Source organism: Flavobacterium sp. (assembly GCF_035299005.1).
Lineage (GTDB): Bacteria > Bacteroidota > Bacteroidia > Flavobacteriales > Flavobacteriaceae > Flavobacterium.
The window spans coordinates 1-18,224 of the sequence record NZ_DATGXL010000005.1; the positions used below are offsets into that span (position 1 = coordinate 1).

13 protein-coding genes and 1 tRNA gene are annotated in these 18,224 nt (G+C 32.5%); 9 read left to right on the plus strand and 5 right to left on the minus strand.

All coding sequences use genetic code 11. The features are described from left to right. Positions 1 to 3,228 (minus strand): S8 family serine peptidase (locus tag VK164_RS02820; RefSeq protein ID WP_324207892.1); only part of this gene is annotated, 3,228 nt, incomplete at its 3' end. A gap of 108 nt (positions 3,229 to 3,336) precedes the next feature. Between VK164_RS02820 and VK164_RS02825 the strand changes: the two genes are divergently transcribed. From VK164_RS02825 to VK164_RS02845, 5 genes are all read left to right on the plus strand, one after another. Further along, a tRNA-Leu gene (locus VK164_RS02825) sits at positions 3,337 to 3,418 on the plus strand. Between the two features lie 148 nt (positions 3,419 to 3,566). After that, positions 3,567 to 5,990, plus strand: coding sequence for a TIM-barrel domain-containing protein (locus tag VK164_RS02830; RefSeq protein ID WP_324207893.1), 2,424 nt, complete (start codon positions 3,567 to 3,569; stop codon positions 5,988 to 5,990). A gap of 1 nt (position 5,991) precedes the next feature. Continuing rightward, complete coding sequence (locus VK164_RS02835) at positions 5,992 to 7,647, plus strand: alpha-amylase family glycosyl hydrolase (RefSeq protein WP_324207894.1); 1,656 nt, start codon at positions 5,992 to 5,994, stop codon at positions 7,645 to 7,647. 3 nt (positions 7,648 to 7,650) lie between these two features. Beyond that, positions 7,651 to 9,060, plus strand: a complete 1,410-nt coding sequence (locus VK164_RS02840; protein WP_324207895.1) for an alpha-amylase family glycosyl hydrolase — start codon at positions 7,651 to 7,653, stop codon at positions 9,058 to 9,060. A gap of 91 nt (positions 9,061 to 9,151) precedes the next feature. Next, the gene (locus VK164_RS02845) at positions 9,152 to 10,360 is read left to right on the plus strand and encodes an NAD(P)/FAD-dependent oxidoreductase (RefSeq protein ID WP_324207896.1); all 1,209 of its coding nucleotides are present in this window, start codon (positions 9,152 to 9,154) and stop codon (positions 10,358 to 10,360) included. Between the two features lies 1 nt (position 10,361). Here VK164_RS02845 and VK164_RS02850 read toward each other — a convergent pair whose 3' ends face one another. Beyond that, positions 10,362 to 10,763 (minus strand): single-stranded DNA-binding protein, encoded by a 402-nt coding sequence (locus VK164_RS02850; RefSeq protein ID WP_324207897.1) that lies wholly within the window; start codon positions 10,761 to 10,763, stop codon positions 10,362 to 10,364. A gap of 38 nt (positions 10,764 to 10,801) precedes the next feature. After that, on the minus strand, positions 10,802 to 11,851 hold the full coding sequence (gene mutY, locus VK164_RS02855; protein ID WP_324207898.1) for an A/G-specific adenine glycosylase: 1,050 nt from the start codon (positions 11,849 to 11,851) through the stop codon (positions 10,802 to 10,804). A gap of 128 nt (positions 11,852 to 11,979) precedes the next feature. On the opposite strand from mutY, the gene VK164_RS02860 reads away from it, so the two are divergent. Next, on the plus strand, positions 11,980 to 12,273 hold the full coding sequence (locus tag VK164_RS02860; RefSeq protein WP_008254909.1) for an HU family DNA-binding protein: 294 nt from the start codon (positions 11,980 to 11,982) through the stop codon (positions 12,271 to 12,273). A gap of 264 nt (positions 12,274 to 12,537) precedes the next feature. Further along, entirely contained in the window at positions 12,538 to 14,088 is a 1,551-nt protein-coding gene (locus VK164_RS02865) for a ribonuclease E/G (protein ID WP_324207899.1), read from the plus strand. Between the two features lie 76 nt (positions 14,089 to 14,164). Here the strand turns inward: VK164_RS02865 and VK164_RS02870 are convergent, their stop codons facing one another. Next, positions 14,165 to 14,926, minus strand: coding sequence for an SIMPL domain-containing protein (locus tag VK164_RS02870; protein WP_324207900.1), 762 nt, complete (start codon positions 14,924 to 14,926; stop codon positions 14,165 to 14,167). Between the two features lie 78 nt (positions 14,927 to 15,004). After that, positions 15,005 to 15,445: a nucleoside deaminase gene (locus VK164_RS02875; protein ID WP_324207901.1), complete on the minus strand. Its 441-nt coding sequence runs from the start codon at positions 15,443 to 15,445 to the stop codon at positions 15,005 to 15,007. Between the two features lie 42 nt (positions 15,446 to 15,487). Here VK164_RS02875 and VK164_RS02880 point away from each other — a divergent pair, with 42 nt between their 5' ends. Together VK164_RS02880 and VK164_RS02885 are read left to right on the plus strand one after the other, a co-directional pair. Continuing rightward, positions 15,488 to 17,263 carry a 1-deoxy-D-xylulose-5-phosphate synthase gene (locus VK164_RS02880; protein WP_324207902.1) on the plus strand — a complete coding sequence of 592 codons (1,776 nt, stop codon included), beginning with the start codon at positions 15,488 to 15,490 and terminating at the stop codon, positions 17,261 to 17,263. Continuing rightward, complete coding sequence (locus tag VK164_RS02885; RefSeq protein WP_324207903.1) at positions 17,256 to 18,200, plus strand: DUF3078 domain-containing protein; 945 nt, start codon at positions 17,256 to 17,258, stop codon at positions 18,198 to 18,200. The genes VK164_RS02880 and VK164_RS02885 overlap by 8 nt, the downstream gene beginning before the upstream one ends. Positions 18,201 to 18,224 lie beyond the last annotated feature (24 nt).

Sequence of the window (18,224 nt, forward strand, 5' to 3'; positions counted from 1 at the left end):
AACTACATTGGCACCACTATTAACAGTTACTGAACAAGCTTCTAAATCTCCAGTAGAAGTGTAATTCCCCGCAAAGGTTACAGCAACATTACGCAATGGAGCGCCATTACTCCATGAAGAACCATTCCAGGTGGTGGAAATATCTCCGCATGCAATTATATTTATAGAAACTACTTCATTAGGAAGCCATCCATTATTATTGTTTTTAATATTTACTTTGAATGAAGTTGATGCAGCTGTACTTTCCGTGTTAATGTAATTTAATAAACCTGTATCAATATCATTTTGTGTAAAAGTACTACCAACAGATAGGTTTGTTGTGTTTAATCTTAAATTTCCAATAGTTGGGGGAGAAATTAATGTGTATACCTGTTGACTTGAGCTTTGAGTTGAAGTGGTGGCTTCAATATCTGTATTTGAGATAGTATAGGATGAATTTGTTAATGTTGTTATTCCATTTTTCACTAATGATGGGGGATTTGCAACAGTACTTAAACTGCACAAGTTTAACGTCCAATTATCAATGGTTCCATCATCACCTGCATATGGGTCATTTACATATAGTAACCAATTTCCATTTGAATTTAAATTCTGAAAAGTACTCATAGGTTCAAAAGGCAAACGATTTCCTGTTAGTGCAGGAACTGAAGTTGTACAAGTAACCGTACTTCCGGAATCAATAAATGTTGCATCAATATTGTCGTTATCACCACAAACTTCTTGAGCTACAATAGTGTATGTTCCGTTTGGTGCTTCTAGATAAATTGTTAAATCTTGTATATATGTATGCTGTAAAAGTAAATTAATATTTGTATCACCAACTGTAAAATTATTAGGAACATTTATTGTAGAGACGCTCCATCCATTACCCATTGCCAATGCTCCTGAATTGTCTGTAGCGTTTGAAATTGCAACATTTGTTCCGTTTGAATAAGTATAGCCGCAACCAATAGTTCCTGTTTGGAATGATTTTATAGTTGATGGATTTCCAGTTGCACATCTATTTACTGGTATAACTCTCCAATAATATACAGTCTCAGAATTTAAACCAGTAACAAGTACTGATGTCTGAGTTTCTGTAGTGTTTCTTACAAATGTTCCAAATGTTGGACTTGTAGAAATTTGTAAATTGTAATTTTCAGCATTAATATTTGGAGCCCAGGTCAAGGTAGGTGAGGTAGAAATGCCAGTACTACCATCTGCAGGAAGGTTTGTTATCTGAGGATAAGCTGTAAAACTTGGATGATATATTGTTAAAGTTATTTTTTTTATTTCGCTTTCAGTGCCATTATTTCCTACAATATCTATTTCATAAGTTCCTGCGGCAACTGAGGCTAAATTATTTACTGTAACAGTAAAAGTGCCAGAAGCACTCATTGAGCTAGGTGATATAACTACATTTGCGCCAGCTGGTACATTTTGAGCTGTTAAATTAACATTAGCACCGCCAGTTTTAGATAAATCAAAATTATAAATTACATTACCAACACTTGAGCAAACTGTTTTTGTGTCAGCTATTGATTTAAATGTAAAGTTAGAAGTAATACCTGTTACTACTAGAGCAAATCTTTGTGGGCCATCAGACAGTGTTCCTTTATGAGTAATATTAATTGTGTATATAGCTCCAGCTGTAGGTGCATCAATATTAATTCTCTCAACATTGTCAACATTGTTGTCACCAGATCTAATTGCATTTGCAGTAGCGCTAGATTGTAATGCCCATGGGTAAAAAGTACTGGCTCCTTGAGTAATTCTAATGTCTAAATCGTTTGTTAAATCTGGAATAGATTCATTAAGTGTTCCGCTATTTATTTTACTTGCATCGGGAACGTCTGTCCATGTTATTGAGCCTAAAAGAGGAGTTGTGCCTCCCGTAGCAACTACTTGCATTGTAAATGTTTGCCCCTGATTTAATGTTTCTTCAGAAATCCAAGAAGTTAATCCGTTATTTGTAATGGCTTCTGCACAACTTTTAGCATCCAGATAACCCCAACCGTATTGAGCGTCAGGGCCAGGTCTACCTCTATCTGTTGCAGTATGAGTTGCTAAACCTTTTAATGTGGCAGCTCTCATGAATTTTCCATTCACATTGTTATAATGTTGTTGTATTAATGTTAATGTGCCTGTAACATTTGGTGCTGCCATTGATGTGCCTAGCATTGTTGTGTATTGTGTGGCTGTACCGCCAGTTCCAGAACCATTTCCTGTTGAATAAATTCCAGATCCAGTGCCAGCTCCATCTCCAGTAATGTCTGGCTTTATTCTTCTGTCATCTGATGGTCCTTGGCTAGACGAGCTATGAATGGTTCCGCCTAGAGTAATTGCTCCAGTTGTAGCGTTAATTGTTGCATCTTGAGCATTTGCTACAGTTAGTATATTTTTTGCATTTTTATTTCCGTTTAATTTGTCATAATTTGCTGTTGTTGGACTAGGATTTGCAGTGCTTCCATCATTTCCTGCAGACATTACAGGTAGATAGTAAGGAAAGTTATAGGTTATGACATCCCAATTATATGCTTCAGCAGAGTATGCGCCAATATACCATGGGGTACCTGAAACGCTTGAAATAGGTACTCCATAAGAATGATTTGAAAGTAACATTCCATTCATTGCTTCTGCTATGGCTTCTGATTCATCATTGTCCCAATCAAAAGTTCTTGCTGTAGCTGTTGGTGCCATTCCTTTTGATGCAGCTACAACACCACTAGCTAATACAGTTCCTGTAACATGAATAGCATGAAAACTATTCGTATTTCTTACAGTGACTCCATCTCCAAATGTTGTTCTTCCATTATATTCTTGGTGAGTTGCTAATATTGCACCACCATCCCATATTCTAGGGACCATTCCAGTTCCAGTAAGATTAAGTCCTAGGCCGCCTCCAGAACGTAAAAAATTTACTCTGGTTGATGTTGCAGCTTCAACATTATCTATAGAATAATAAATAGGAATTCCGTCAGAAGTGATATACATTAATTGATCAAATCCACCTTTTGTATTTTCTCTGAAAATAGGTAAATTGTGTTTCTTTGAAAAAAGTAGCACTTCTTTTTTTTGTGTTTCTTCTCTTTTTTTAACCTGTAGGTAAAGTTCTTCGCCTTTTTTTAGATCATATTCGGCAGTTATTTGAGCAACTTGTTCTTTTGTTTGGCTAAAAGAAATACAAGAAAGTGTTAAAAACACTACTAAAAATTGAAATTTGATTAGGTTTTTGTAATTATTAGTCATAAAATTGGGGGATTTATAACGGCTAATGTAATAAAAATAAATTAAGTAAAAAATTTGTTATTTGTTTGATAGTTAAAATTGAATATTTATATTTGCACTCCAATTATCGCGGGTATGGTGAAATTGGTAGACACGCCAGACTTAGGATCTGGTGCCGCAAGGTGTGAAGGTTCGAGTCCTTTTACCCGCACATTTAAAATAAACCCTTAGCTACTATAAAGTTAAGGGTTTTTTTATTGTGTTTAATTTTATAAATCTATGCTCTTTTGTTACATTCAACACAACTCTTATTTTTTTGTTTTCTTTTTTGTTTATACATTTGAATTCACACAAAAAATATGAGAAAACTACTTTTTTTTCTTTTTTTATCTGCATTTTCCTTTGCTCAAAGTGTCGATAGAAAATATATAAATTTATCACAAACTGAAGATGGAATTTCAATAGCCGTTTCTGATGGAAATTATTACATAAAGTTTATTAACGAGAAAATAATTGAAACTACTTTTGTTCCAAATGGTGAAACAAATAACACAATTTCTAATGCAGTAATTTTAAGTACTAAGATTAAAAATCTCACTTTTTATTCTGAGGCAAATTCAATAGATTGTTATCCGAGTTTTGGTACATTTAAAATTAGTATTCAAAAATCACCATTTAAAATCACTTACATCAATAAAGGTGTAGAAATTCTTTCCGAAAAAGATGGCTATGTCAAGCATAAGCACATTCCGTTAGAATCAGTTCGAGAAAACATAAAAGTTGATTCTACAGAAATGCTACAATTTAATATTTCATCAGATGAAGTGCTTTATGGTGGCGGTGCTAGAGCAATAGGCATGAATAGAAGAGGAAATAAATTAGCACTATATAACAGAGCACATTATGGTTATGAAACCCGTGCTGAGCTTATGAATTTTTGTATTCCTCTGGTTTTGTCTTCTAAATTATATGCAGTACATTTTGATAATCCTGCAATCGGCTACTTGGATTTGGATAGCCAAAAAAATAATACATTATCCTACGAAACCATTTCAGGAAGAAAAACATATCAAGTAATTGTCGGTGATTCTTGGGATGATTTGTTGAATAATTATACTGATTTAACAGGTAAACAACCTCTTCCACCGCGATGGACATTTGGAAATTTTGCTTCTCGATTTGGTTACCATTCCCAGCAAGAAGTTGAGAATACTATTCAAAAATTTGAAGATGAAAAAATTCCTGTCGATGCAATAATTCTGGATTTGTATTGGTTTGGAAAATCTATACAAGGTACAATGGGAAATTTGGATTGGGATAAAGATAATTTTCCAAATCCAGAAAAAATGATGGCTAATCTAAATGAAAAAGGAGTAAAGACCATTTTGATTACGGAGCCCTTTATATTAACCACTTCATCAAAATGGCAAGAAACTGTTGATAAAAAGGTGCTGGCAATTAATAAGAATGGAAATCCAGCGACTTGGAATTTCTATTTTGGAAATACGGGTATTATTGATATTTTTAAATCAGAAGGGAAAGAATGGTTTTGGCATGTATATAAGCGACTAATAAGTCAAGGTGCACAAGGAATTTGGGGTGATTTAGGTGAGCCTGAAGTTTTTCCATCAGAGGTTATAACAGTAGGAGGGAATGCTGATGAAATACATAATATTTATGGGAATAATTGGGCAAAATTAATTGCAGAGGGTTATAAAAAAGATTTTCCAAATGCTCGACCATTCATTTTAATGCGTTCTGGTTATTCAGGTTCTCAGCGTTATGGAATGATTCCTTGGAGCGGCGATGTGAATAGAAGTTGGGGCGGTTTGCAGAGTCAAATGGAAATTGCTTTGCAAATGGGCATGCAAGGAATGAGTTATATGCACAGTGATTTAGGTGGATTTGCTGGAGCTAACTTAGATGATGAATTATATGTCCGTTGGTTGCAATATGGTGTTTTTAACCCTGTCTTCAGACCTCATGCTCAAGAAGAAGTGGCCTCAGAACCAATTTACAGAAGCGATTGGGCAAAAAAGCTTGCAAAACAAGCCATAGAATTACGTTATCAATTATTGCCTTATAATTATAATTTAGCATTCGAAAACTCCCAAACAGGAAAACCTTTAATGCGACCTTTGTTTTTTGAAGAACCAAATAATAAAGAGCTACTATTAAAATCTGATGGCTATTTATGGGGGAACGATTTTTTAGTATATCCAGTTACAGAAAAGGGCCAAAAAACAAAAGAAATCTACTTTCCAAAATCAGCTAACTGGTATGATTTCTATACAGGTAAAAAATATGAAGGTGGGTCGACACAAATTGTAGATTTAAAAGAAAATGAAATTCCAACTTTTGTTAGAGGAGGAAGTTTTATTCCTATGAGTAAATTAATGCAAAACACCCAAAACTATAGTCTAAATAATTTTGATGTTCATTTTTATTTTGATGAGTTTAATGAAAAAACAAAATTAAACTTATATAATGATGATGGTGTTACGCCAAATTGTTTTGAAAATTTAAAATATGAAAAATTTGATTTTAAAAGTAAATATAAAAATCAAATTTTAAATTTAAAAATAGAATATGATCGAGCATTTTTAAATACTGAAAGTAGAAAAGTAAATGTAATAATTCATGGTTTTGATCAAAAGCCATCTAGTGTTATTTTGAACCAAAAAAGAATAAAAAAATCTAAATATAAATTTGAAAATAATCTAATAATAATTTCTTTAGACTGTGAATTAGATTTAACACATGAAATCGAAATTAAACGTTAATATGAAAAAATCACTTCTTACAATTGCACTTGTTTCTTTATTAATTTCAAGTTGTTCATCAACAAAAGAGATAAAGAATACTACTACTAAAACACCTTTCATATGGGAGGGAGCAAATGTTTATTTTTTAATGACGGATAGATTTTTAAATGGAAACCCAAATAATGACAACATCATCAAAAGAGATAAACCAACAGCTAAATTGCGTGGTTTTGAAGGCGGAGACATTAGTGGCGTGATTAAAAAATTAGACGAAGGTTATTTTTCAGATTTAGGAATTAATGTAATCTGGATGACTCCTGTTGTTGAACAAATTCATGGTTCGGTGGATGAAGGAACAGGTAATACTTATGGTTTTCATGGTTATTGGACAAAAGACTGGACAACACTTGATCCAAGTTTTGGTACCAAAGAAGAGTTAAAAGAGTTAGTTGATAAAGCACACGCTAAAGGAATTAGAATTATGCTTGATGCCGTGATTAATCATACAGGTCATGCAACAGAAATAGATGATAAATATCCCGATAGTTGGGTGCGTTCAACACCTAATTGTAAATATAATTCATATGATTCTAACATAAATTGTACTTTGGTTACAGGACTTTTTGATGTAAAAACCGAAAGTAAAGAAAATGTAGAATTGCCACCTTTTTTAGTTGAAAAATGGAAAAAAGAAGGGCGTTATGAACAAGAAATTGTAGAATTAGAAGCTTTTTTCAAGAAAACTGGTTATCCGAGAGCGCCTAGATATTACATTATGAAATGGTTATCTGATTATATTTTAGATTTTGGCATAGACGCTTATAGAGTAGATACCGTAAAACATACTACTGAAGATGTTTGGGCAGATTTTGGAAAAGTTTGTGATATGTCTTTTGCTGAATTTAAAGCTAACAATCCTACAAAGGTATTGGATAATAACGCGTTTTTTATTGTTGGAGAAGTTTATGGGTACAATATTGGTAGCAAACGATTATACGATTATGGTGATAAAATAGTTGATTATTATGCCAATGGTTTTACAGGATTAATCAATTTTGATTTTAGAAACGAAGCAAAAATGAATTATGAAGAATTATTTTCAAAATATTCAAATATTCTTCAGAATGATTTAAAAGGAAATACGGTAATGAATTACGTCTCTTCGCATGATGATGGCTGGCCTTTTGATAAAAAAAGAGAAAAGACGTATGAAAGTGGTACGAAACTATTACTTGCTCCTGGGATTTCACAAATTTATTATGGAGATGAAACAGCTCGATCATTAGATATTGAAGGAACCACAGGTGATGCAACACTTCGTTCTATGATGAATTGGGATGATATTGCAAGTAAAAAATCAACAAAAGAATTGTTAGTACATTATCAAAAATTGGGAGTTTTTAGAAAAAATCATCCTGCAATTGGAGCTGGTGTACACCAAAAGATATCAAGTAATTATTATTTGTTTACTCGAACATTTTCGTCGGAAAACTATATAGATAAAGTTATAGTGGGCTTAGATTTTCCCATTGGAAACAAAGAAATAAATGTTGCAAATTATTTCCCTGAGGGCACTAATGTAAGAGATGCTTATTCAGGACAATTAGCTAAAGTAGAAAACGGAAAAATTACAATCAATACAAATTATACCATATTATTAATAGAAATTTTATAAACAATGAAAAAGATATTTTTATCAGTTATGATGCTTTCAGCTCTATTTAGTTGTAAGCAAGAACCTAAACAAGAAGACACAACAGCAGAAATTGCAGCATTTTCTCCTGAAGTAGAAGAAAACGGAGTAATATATGAAGCAAATATTCGTCAATATTCTCCTGAAGGAACTTTTAATGAATTCACTAAAGATATCCCAAAATTAAAAGAATTAGGAGTAAAAGTTATTTGGTTAATGCCTGTTTTTCCAATTTCTGAAACCAAAAGAAAAGCAACTGGTGGAGCGGATAGCAAATTTGCATCTGAAATGCCAAAAGAAGAGCAAGCTAAATATCTAGGAAGCTATTATGCAGTAACCGATTTTAAAGCGATTAACCCAGAATTTGGTACCATTGAAGATTTTAGAAAATTAGTAAAAACAGCACACGAAAATGGAATTTATGTAATTTTAGATTGGGTGCCAAATCATACGGGTTGGGATCATGTTTGGTTAAAAGAACATCCAGAATTTTATACTAAAAATGAAAAAGGGGAAATTACACATCCGAAAGATACTGACTGGACTGATGTTGCAGATTTGAATTATGACAACAAAGAGCTTCATAAAGTGATGACGGCTGATATGATGCATTGGATTAAAAATGAAGGAGTTGATGGATTTCGTTGCGATGTAGCTGGTTCGGTTCCTGTAGAATTTTGGCAAAAAGCAATTCCGGCGTTACGTAAAGAAAAAAATATTTTTATGTTAGCAGAAGCTTGGGAACCAGCTTTACTAAAAGATAATTTATTCGATATGGTTTATGGATGGGATGCACATCATACATTCAATAAAATTGCGCAAGGGAAAGAAACTGTTGCTGCTTGGGATGCATATATTGAAAAACGCATGAAAGACTATGAAGCAAATGATATTTTGATGAATTTTGTGGACAATCATGATGAAAATTCATGGAATGGAACTATTAAAAGTAGGTTAGGAGCAGCAGAAGAGGCAATGACGGCTCTGTCATATGTTATGCCAGGTATGCCATTAATTTATAGCGGCAACGAGTATGGATTAGACCATAGTTTAAAATTCTTTGAAAAAGATTCAATTCCAAAAACAAAAGGTGCCGATTGGGAATTAAGATCAAAATTAGGAAAATTAAAAGCGGAGAACATAGCTTTAAATGGTGGAAAAAATAAAGCAACTTATAAGAGAATTAAAGCCTCTAATGAAAATGTTTTAGTATTTGAAAGAGAAAAAAACGGCAAAAAAGTAATTTATATGGCAAACTTTTCTGCAAAACCAGTTGATGTAACTATACCATTAAAAGGTAAATTTAAAGATTATATGACTGGTAAAACTATGGAGTTAAATGAAAAACAAATTCATTCATTAACACCTTGGCAATATTATATTTTGACAGAATAGTCAAATAAAAAATAAAATTTTAAAGTCCTGTTGTTTTCGGCAGGACTTTTTATTTAAAAATTATAACCGATATTTGTAAAAAACAAATCCTTTGAATTCAAAATACGACATCATCATAATAGGCGGAGGTGCAGCCGGATTTTTCACAGCAATCAATATTGTTGAAAAAAATAGCAATCTAAAAGTAGCTATTCTTGAGAGGGGGAAAAACGTTTTAGAAAAAGTACGAATCTCGGGAGGTGGAAGATGTAATGTAACACACGCTTGTTTTGTTCCAAATGATTTAGTAAAATTTTATCCACGAGGAGAACGTGAACTAAAAGGGCCATTTCATCAGTTTTGTTCTGGTGATACTATTGAATGGTTTGAAAAACACGGTGTGGATCTTAAAATTGAAGAAGATGGAAGAATGTTTCCTGTTTCTAATTCATCACAAACTATTATTGATTGCTTTCTAGATGCTGTTAAAAAACTAAAAATAGATGTTTTAACGAATCATAGTGTTCAGGAGCTTTATAAAACTGATGTGCACTGGAAAGTGACTACATTACAAGGAGTTTTTGCTTGTCAAAAAATTGTAATGGCTTCTGGTAGTAATCCAAAAATGTGGGAATTGCTTCAAAACTTAGGGCATAGAATTGTGGTACCTGTTCCGTCTTTATTTACTTTTAATATTAAAGATCCACGAATTAAAGATTTGATGGGACTCTCAGCTTTTGCGACTGTAAAAGTTAAAAAATCAAAATTACAAGCCTCTGGCCCATTATTAATAACACATTGGGGTATGAGTGGCCCCGGAATTTTGAGGCTTTCAGCTTGGGGAGCAAGAGAATTAGCCGAAAAAAAGTATCAGTTTTCTATCCAAGTAAATTGGTTAAATGAGACCACTATTGAAGAAACAATAGATATGTTAAAAAAGATTAAAGAGCAAAATGCTAAAAAACTAGTTGCAAAATATGCGCATTTTGAATTACCAAAACGGCTATGGGAAAATCTTGTAAAAGCGTCTGGAATTGAAGAAGAAACCAAATGGGCAGATGTAAGCAAAAAGCAATTAAACGCTTTTGCAGAACAACTTATTAATGCAGAATTTCATGTTAGCGGGAAAAGCACCTTTAAAGAAGAATTTGTAACCGCAGGTGGAATCGACTTAAAAGAAGTCAATTTCAAAACCATGGAAAGCAAAATTCTTCCAAATATTTATTTTGCAGGTGAGATACTAAATATTGACGCCATCACAGGTGGGTTCAATTTTCAAAACGCCTGGACAGGTGGATTTATAGTTGCAAATTCGATTTAAATTAATAAGTTGAATCATCTGGTGCACTTCCAGTAGGAAGCGAAGATTTGCTTAAATCCGTTTCTTTTTTGGTTGTTAAAAACGTAAATTCTGTTACTTGAATTTCTGTGGTATATTTTGTTGCGCCATCTTCAGCTTGCCATTGACGAGATTTGATTCGTCCTTCAATATAAATTTTATCACCTTTAGAAAGATATTTTTCACAAATTTCGGCAGCTTTATTACGAACTACAATGTTATGCCATTCGGTAGAAGTAATTTTTTCACCTGTTGTTTTATTTATGTACACTTCGTTAGTAGCTAAAGGAAATCTTCCTATACAATTACCTCCTTCAAAGTAATGCATTTTAATTTCATCTCCAAGATGTCCTATCAAAATGACTTTATTTAATGTTCCGTTCATGGCTTGTATGTGTTTTTGGGTTATTCAAAAGTAATAATTTATAATGAATTAAAACAATTTGAAAGCATAAAATTATGAATTACAATTGGAAATGGCAATTTTTCAATTTCAGCAAGTGTTTTTGAATCAGGTAATTTTGCATTAAAATTTAATTGAAAAAAACTAATATGTAAATTTTGATGCGATAATTTATGAAGAATAATCTTCTGATTTAAAATAAAAATCTCATTAGGTTTTTGATTAAAAAAAACCATAGAATTAAGTTGACTCATAAAATCATGTTCTGAAACTAACTCTTCCGTTTCAATCATCGGGAATTCATATAGATTTTTCCAAATACCTTTGCCTTCTCGTTTTTGAACAATATAATTGGAATCATTGTCCTTTAAAATCAAATAATTCAAATAACGATTAGTTACTTTTGTTTTTTTAGTCTTTACAGGTAATTCTAAAACTTTTTTATGTTGAAGCGCAGCACAACTTGAATTTAAAACACAAGAATTACAATCTGGATTTTTTGGGACACATTGTAAGGCGCCAAATTCCATTATTGCCTGATTAAAAAGAGCTGGATTGTCTATAGGTAATACTTCTTGAGCGATATTCTGAAACTCTTTTTTGGTTTTACCAACTGAAATATCACTATCAATATTAAAATAACGACTCAATACTCTAAAAACATTTCCGTCTAAAACAGCAACGGGTTCGTTGTATGAAAAAGAAGCAATTGCTGCGGCGGTATATTCGCCAACACCTTTTAATTTTAATAAATTTTTATAATTTTCAGGAAAAACACCATTTAATTCAATTGCAATAAATTTTGCAGTTGCATGTAAATTTCTTGCTCTGGAATAATATCCTAAACCTTGCCATAATTTCAATACTTGTTCTTCTTCAGCGTTTGCTAAATCAAAAATAGTAGGAAAAGCTTTTGTGAAAGCATTAAAATAAGGCAAACCTTGAGCAACACGCGTTTGTTGCAACATGATTTCTGACAACCAAATTAAGTATGGATTTGTGGTGTTTCGCCATGGTAAATCACGCTTATTTTGTAAATACCATTTAATTAAAGAGTTAGAAAATTGCATATTTTTATATTGGTCAACAAAAATAAATCTTTAGTAATTAAAATTTAATCAATTATGATTGATTTATTATTTTTTTAATTCTTATATTTGCAAACTCAAAAAAATACACAATATAAATACGAAAGAAAATGACGAAAGCAGATATCGTAGCGAAAATTTCAGAAAAATTAGGACTTGAAAAAGGAGATGTTCAAGCAACTGTTGAAACTTTTATGGAAGAAGTAAAAAATTCATTAGAAACTGGTGACAATGTTTACTTAAGAGGTTTTGGAAGTTTTATTATCAAAACAAGAGCTGAGAAAACAGGAAGAAACATTTCTAAAAACACTACAATTAAAATCCCTGCACACAACATTCCAGCATTTAAACCGGCTAAAGTGTTTGTAGAAAGCGTTAAAGAAAAAACAGAAGTTACAGTATAAAAATAAATTATTAATCTAAACACCAACATGTTATGCCAAGTGGTAAAAAAAGAAAAAGACATAAGGTAGCAACTCACAAACGTAAAAAAAGAGCGAGAGCAAACCGTCATAAAAAGAAAAAGTAGTTTAAAACTACTTTTTCTTTTTTTAGAAAAAAGTTCATTGAAATTAGCCAATTTGAAATTGGCTATCGGGAAAAATCCTGTAAAATTATTGTTTAATCCATTTGTTCCAAGTTAATTGGAATGGATAAAAATGTACCGCATGAACAAAGAATTAATTATTCGATCAGGTTCAGACGCTGTAGATTTTGCCTTATTAAAAGATGGAAAACTAATTGAATTACACAAAGAAGAGGAAAAACAAAGCAATTTTGCTGTAGGGGATATTTTTATCGCCAAAATACGCAAACCTGTCGCTGGTTTAAATGCCGCATTTGTTAACCTAGGTTATGAAAAAGATGCTTTTTTGCATTATCATGATTTAGGCCCAAATCTTCCTTCTTTGATGAAATTCATCAAACTTGTAAGCGCAGGTAAAATAAAAGATTATTCACTCAAAAATTTTCCTTTTGAAGCTGAAATCAACAAAGACGGATCTATTATGGATATTTTAAGTCCAAATCAGTCGATTTTAGTTCAAGTGGTTAAAGAACCTATTTCTACAAAAGGTCCCAGAATTAGTTCTGAGATTTCTTTAGCAGGAAGATACGTGGTTTTAGTCCCTTTTTCAGATAGAGTTTCTGTTTCTCAAAAAATAGAATCAAGAGAAGAAAAAGACAGATTAAAAAGACTGGTTCAATCCATTAAACCAAAAGGATTCGGTGTTATTGTACGAACAGTAGCCGAAGGCAAAAAAGTAGCCGAACTTGATAAAGATCTACAAACCCTTTTAGACAGATGGTCATCGATGAGCAGAAGATTACAAACTGCACATCATCCATCAAAAGTTCTAGGAGAGTTAAACAAAGCTTCATCTATTTTAAGAGATGTATTTAACGATACATTTTCTTGTATTCATGTAGATGACGAAGATTTGTATTTAGAAACGAAGGAGTATTTGCAAGAAATAGCTCCGGATAAAGTGTCTATCGTAAAACACTATCAGTCAAAAGAACTGCCTCTTTTTGAGAAATATCATATAGAACGACAAATAAAAACGTCTTTTGGAAAAACAGTTTCCATGAGCAAAGGTGCTTATTTAATTATTGAACACACAGAAGCTTTACACGTTATTGACGTAAATAGCGGAAACCGTTCAGCAAAAGCATCAAGCCAAGAAGATACTGCTCTTGAAGTTAACATGATTGCTGCAGCAGAAATTGCTCGACAACTAAGACTCAGAGACATGGGCGGAATTATTGTGGTGGATTTTATCGATATGCAAAATCCAGAAAACCGCAAAGTGTTATATGATTTCTTGAAAGAAGAAATGAGTGACGATAAGGCCAAGCATAAAATCTTGCCTCCTAGCAAATTTGGATTAATTCAAATAACTAGACAAAGAGTTAGACCTGAAGTTAATATCAAGACTAGAGAAGAAGACCCTAACAATGAAAATGGGGAAATTGAAGCTCCTATTTTGATTATTGATAAAATAACGGCTGACCTAGAACGCATTATCAAAGACCATAAAAAAGTTGTACTTAACGTGCATCCGTTTGTGGCAGCATACCTTACCAAAGGTTTTCCATCATTACGTTCAAAATGGTTTTTTGAACATAAAAAATGGGTGAAAATTATACCTCGTGACGCTTACACGTATCTAGAGTTTCATTTCTTCGATAAAGAAGGCAATGAAATTATAGTAAAATAATATAGGATGTATCCTGTAAAAATAAAAACCGCCTTTCGAAAGATTGGCGGTTTTTTTATGTCTTAAAATTCAAAATTTAATCCAACTCATATTCCAATCTCACAGTAATTCTAGCTGTTTTGTTTTTGCTATACGTATCATTGTTCCCGCCATAGCTATCTTCTTCGGTAGAACCTTGACCTGTAATTTGGAAAACACCCATGCTTGCCGATTTCAATTTTCCTAAACTTCCATCTGCCGTTTTTACAATTTTTTGTGCACGTTCACTAGCGTCTTTTGAAGCATTTTGAATCAAACTGTGCTTTAAACTTGGCAAATCAGAATACGTATATTGAATAGAATTAGAAGACAATTCAATTCCCGAATTAATCAATTCAGATGTTTTGCTTGAAACTTCTTCAATTCGTTTCATTAATTCAGGGTTTTTCTTGGCTGAAAAAGTAATGGTTTGTGTAGCTTCATAACCATCAAAAACTTGTTCGTATTTAGTTTGGTAAGCTACTTCTGAATTTTCGGTTCTAACCTCTCTAAAGCGTTTGTTGAATTGTACCGCTCCAAACGTAAATTCTTCTTTCTTGAAACCTTTGTTCAAAAAGAAATCAGAAACAATTTTTTGATCAGAAATCATCTTGTTATAAGCTTCTTTAATGTCAAAACTCTTGGTTGTAAAACTTCCCGACCATAAAATCTCATCAGAAACGAAATCTTTTGTTCCTAATCCAATTACTGAAATAGTGTCTAAATTTTCATTACGATTTTTAAATGCTGAACCTAAAATAAATGCTGTAATAATTATTGAAATTCCAATAATTAAGGTTGATTTTAATCTACTTTCCATACTTTATAAAATTAGCTTGTTTTCTAATGCTATATCAAAAGGTATACCAAGTTACAAATTTTTAACTCGCTTTGAAAATTATCGCTTATTTTTAAAAAAAGCTTTCATCAAATCACTACACTCTTTTTCTAAAACACCTGAAATTACTTGAGTTTTCGGATGTAATTGTGTTCCCATTTTTTGAAAACCTCTATTTTCATCGGAAGCACCAAAAACAATTTTAGAAATTTGAGACCAATACAAAGCGCCTGCACACATTTGGCAAGGTTCTAAGGTTACGTACAAAGTACAATCTTTTAAATATTTTCCACCTAAGAAGTTTGCAGCGCTGGTTATGGCTTGCATTTCGGCATGAGCGGTTACATCATGAAGCAATTCGGTCAAGTTATGCGTGCGAGCAATTACTTTATTATCGATAACAATAACAGCTCCCACAGGAATTTCGCCTTTTTCAAAAGCTACTTCAGCTTCTTGTAAGGCTTTCTTCATAAAAAAGGCGTCGTTAAAAATATTCTCCATAAGTACAAAAATACGATAACCAATTCTTACTTTTGTGCTGTAATGGAAAATTTGCTTTCAAAAATTAAAAATCCTACCGATTTAAGGAAACTTCCTGGAAATCAATTACCTCAATTGGCCAAAGAATTGAGAGACTTTATCATTGATATTGTTTCCAAGAAAGAAGGGCATTTGGGTGCGAGTTTAGGCGTTGTGGAATTAACGATTGCGCTACATTACGTTTTCAATACACCAGAAGATTTACTGGTTTGGGATGTGGGTCATCAAGCTTACGGACATAAAATCTTAACCGAAAGACGCGCTGTTTTTCATACGAATAGGGAATTGAACGGGATTTCTGGTTTTCCTAAACGAAGTGAAAGTGTTTATGATACGTTTGGTGTTGGACATTCCTCAACTTCAATTTCGGCCGCTTTAGGAATGGCTTTGGCTTCGCAATTAAAAGGAGAAGTTGGTAAGCAACATATTGCGGTGATTGGAGATGCTTCCATTGCAAGCGGAATGGCTTTTGAAGGTTTAAATCATGCTGGTGTTACTGATGCAAATTTGTTAGTAATTTTAAACGATAATGCCATTGGAATTGACCCAAGTATTGGTGCTTTGAAAAACTATTTGACAGCCGTTAAAGAAGGGAAAAATCCAAAACAGAATAACATTATCAAATCCTTGAATTTTGATTATTCGGGTCCTGTTGACGGGCACGATTTGCCAAAATTGATTTCTGAATTAGAGCGATTAAAATCAGTTAAAGGACCAAAATTTTTACACGTTATCACCACCAAAGGTAAAGGATTGCAATTAGCTGAAGAAGATCAAGTAAAATATCACGCACCGGGAAAATTCGATGCTGAAACTGGAAAAATCCATCCAAAAGACGAATCGAATTTACCTCCAAAATTTCAAGATGTTTTTGGATACACTTTAGTAGAATTAGCTAAGCAAAACGAAAAAATTATAGGAATTACTCCAGCTATGCCTACAGGAAGTTCTATGAAATATATGATGGAAGCATTTCCAAAACGCGCAATTGACGTTGGAATTGCTGAACAGCATGCTGTTACCCTGGCCGCTGGAATGGCTACACAAGGAATGGTGGTTTTTTGCAACATCTACTCTACTTTTTTACAACGCGCATACGACCAAGTGATTCATGATGTGGCTTTACAAGATTTACCTGTTATTTTTTGTTTAGATAGATCAGGTTTGGTGGGTGAAGATGGCGCAACACATCATGGGGTATTTGATATTGCCTATTTGAATTGCATTCCGAATTTAATTATTGCGGCACCAAAAGATGAAATGGAGTTACGAAATATTATGTTTACCGCTTCAGAAGGATTGAATCATCCAATTGCAATTCGCTATCCTAGAGGAAGAGGCGAAAACGTGAATTGGGAACAACCTTTTGAGAAAATTGAAATCGGGAAAGTAGAAAAAATTCATAAAGGAAATAAAGTTGTTATTTTATCCACTGGAACCATTGGGAATAATGTGACTAAAGCTATACTTGAAGTGGAAAATCCAAATTTTTTCTCGCATTATCATTTTCCATTCATAAAACCATTAAATGTTGATTCTATTAAATCCATTATAAATTCACATGAGCACATTGTTACTATTGAAGATGGTGTTGTTACAGGAGGTTTTGGAGAACAAATTAATACTATTATAGTTTCTAAAAACTTGAACAAACCAGTAGTTAATTTAGGAATTCCTGATAAGTTTATTGAACAAGGTACGGTTTTTGAGCAACAACAAATTTGTAAAATCGACGTTCAAAGTTTAATTCAATTATTTAATACTATATCACATGATTAAAAAAGCCTACCTACTAGGATTTTTATTTTTTGCCTTACAAAATAATTTTGCGCAAATTGTTAGAACCGAATTACCTGATTCAACCTCAAATTGGACTAAAGAAAACAAAATAGGATTAGATATCTCCCAAATTACTTTTGTAAATTGGAATGCAGGAGGAAATAATTCAGTTTCTGGGTTGTTGAAAGGGCAATTTATAAGAACTTATACTAATGGAAATTTACATTGGAAAAATGAATTAATTACACGTTATGGTATAAATAAACAAGAAGCTCAAGATGTTAGAAAAACGGATGATCAACTTCAAGTAAATTCTACTTTTGGATATAGAAAAGATACAATTTCAAATTGGTACTATGCAGGGAAGTTTAACTTTAATACTCAATTTGCAAATGGTTACGCTTATCCCAATACTGATTTAGCAATTTCAAAACCATTTGCACCAGCCTATATATTTTTAGGAATCGGAGCTGAATATTCTAGAAAAGATTTGAATTTTAATCTTTACTTGTCTCCATTAACAAATAAAACAACCCTTGTTTTTGACCAACGATTAGCTAATCAAGGAGCTTTTGGTGTAGATAAAGCAGTTTACGATATTGATGGTAATTTAATTAGAGAAGGAAAAAACACGAGAACAGAAGTAGGTATTTTAGTGACGAATCAATGGAAAAAAGAAATATATAAAAATATTAACTTAGAACACAGAATTAGCTTATACACCGACTATATTAATAAATTTGGCAATATTGATGTAGATTGGCAATTGCAATTAGCAATGGTCGTAAATCAATATGTGAAAGCAAACATTGGAACCCACTTGCTTTATGATGATGATATCAAATTTAAAGAAGAAGAGGCTGGCGTTCAAGTTATAAAAGGACCAAGAGTTCAATTAAAGCAATTATTAGGTGTAGGAATTGAATATAATTTTTAATTATTTTAGAATAAAAAAAAGGGA

Coding starts and splice junctions, on each gene's coding strand:
- VK164_RS02830 (WP_324207893.1), top strand. CDS start 3,567: ATGAGAAAACTACTTTTTTTTCTTTTTTTATCTGCATTTTCCTTTGCT.
- VK164_RS02835 (WP_324207894.1), top strand. CDS start 5,992: ATGAAAAAATCACTTCTTACAATTGCACTTGTTTCTTTATTAATTTCA.
- VK164_RS02840 (WP_324207895.1), top strand. CDS start 7,651: ATGAAAAAGATATTTTTATCAGTTATGATGCTTTCAGCTCTATTTAGT.
- VK164_RS02850 (WP_324207897.1), bottom strand. CDS start 10,763: ATGAACGGAACATTAAATAAAGTCATTTTGATAGGACATCTTGGAGAT.
- mutY (WP_324207898.1), bottom strand. CDS start 11,851: ATGCAATTTTCTAACTCTTTAATTAAATGGTATTTACAAAATAAGCGT.
- VK164_RS02860 (WP_008254909.1), top strand. CDS start 11,980: ATGACGAAAGCAGATATCGTAGCGAAAATTTCAGAAAAATTAGGACTT.
- VK164_RS02865 (WP_324207899.1), top strand. CDS start 12,538: ATGAACAAAGAATTAATTATTCGATCAGGTTCAGACGCTGTAGATTTT.
- VK164_RS02870 (WP_324207900.1), bottom strand. CDS start 14,926: ATGGAAAGTAGATTAAAATCAACCTTAATTATTGGAATTTCAATAATT.
- VK164_RS02875 (WP_324207901.1), bottom strand. CDS start 15,445: ATGGAGAATATTTTTAACGACGCCTTTTTTATGAAGAAAGCCTTACAA.
- VK164_RS02880 (WP_324207902.1), top strand. CDS start 15,488: ATGGAAAATTTGCTTTCAAAAATTAAAAATCCTACCGATTTAAGGAAA.
- VK164_RS02885 (WP_324207903.1), top strand. CDS start 17,256: ATGATTAAAAAAGCCTACCTACTAGGATTTTTATTTTTTGCCTTACAA.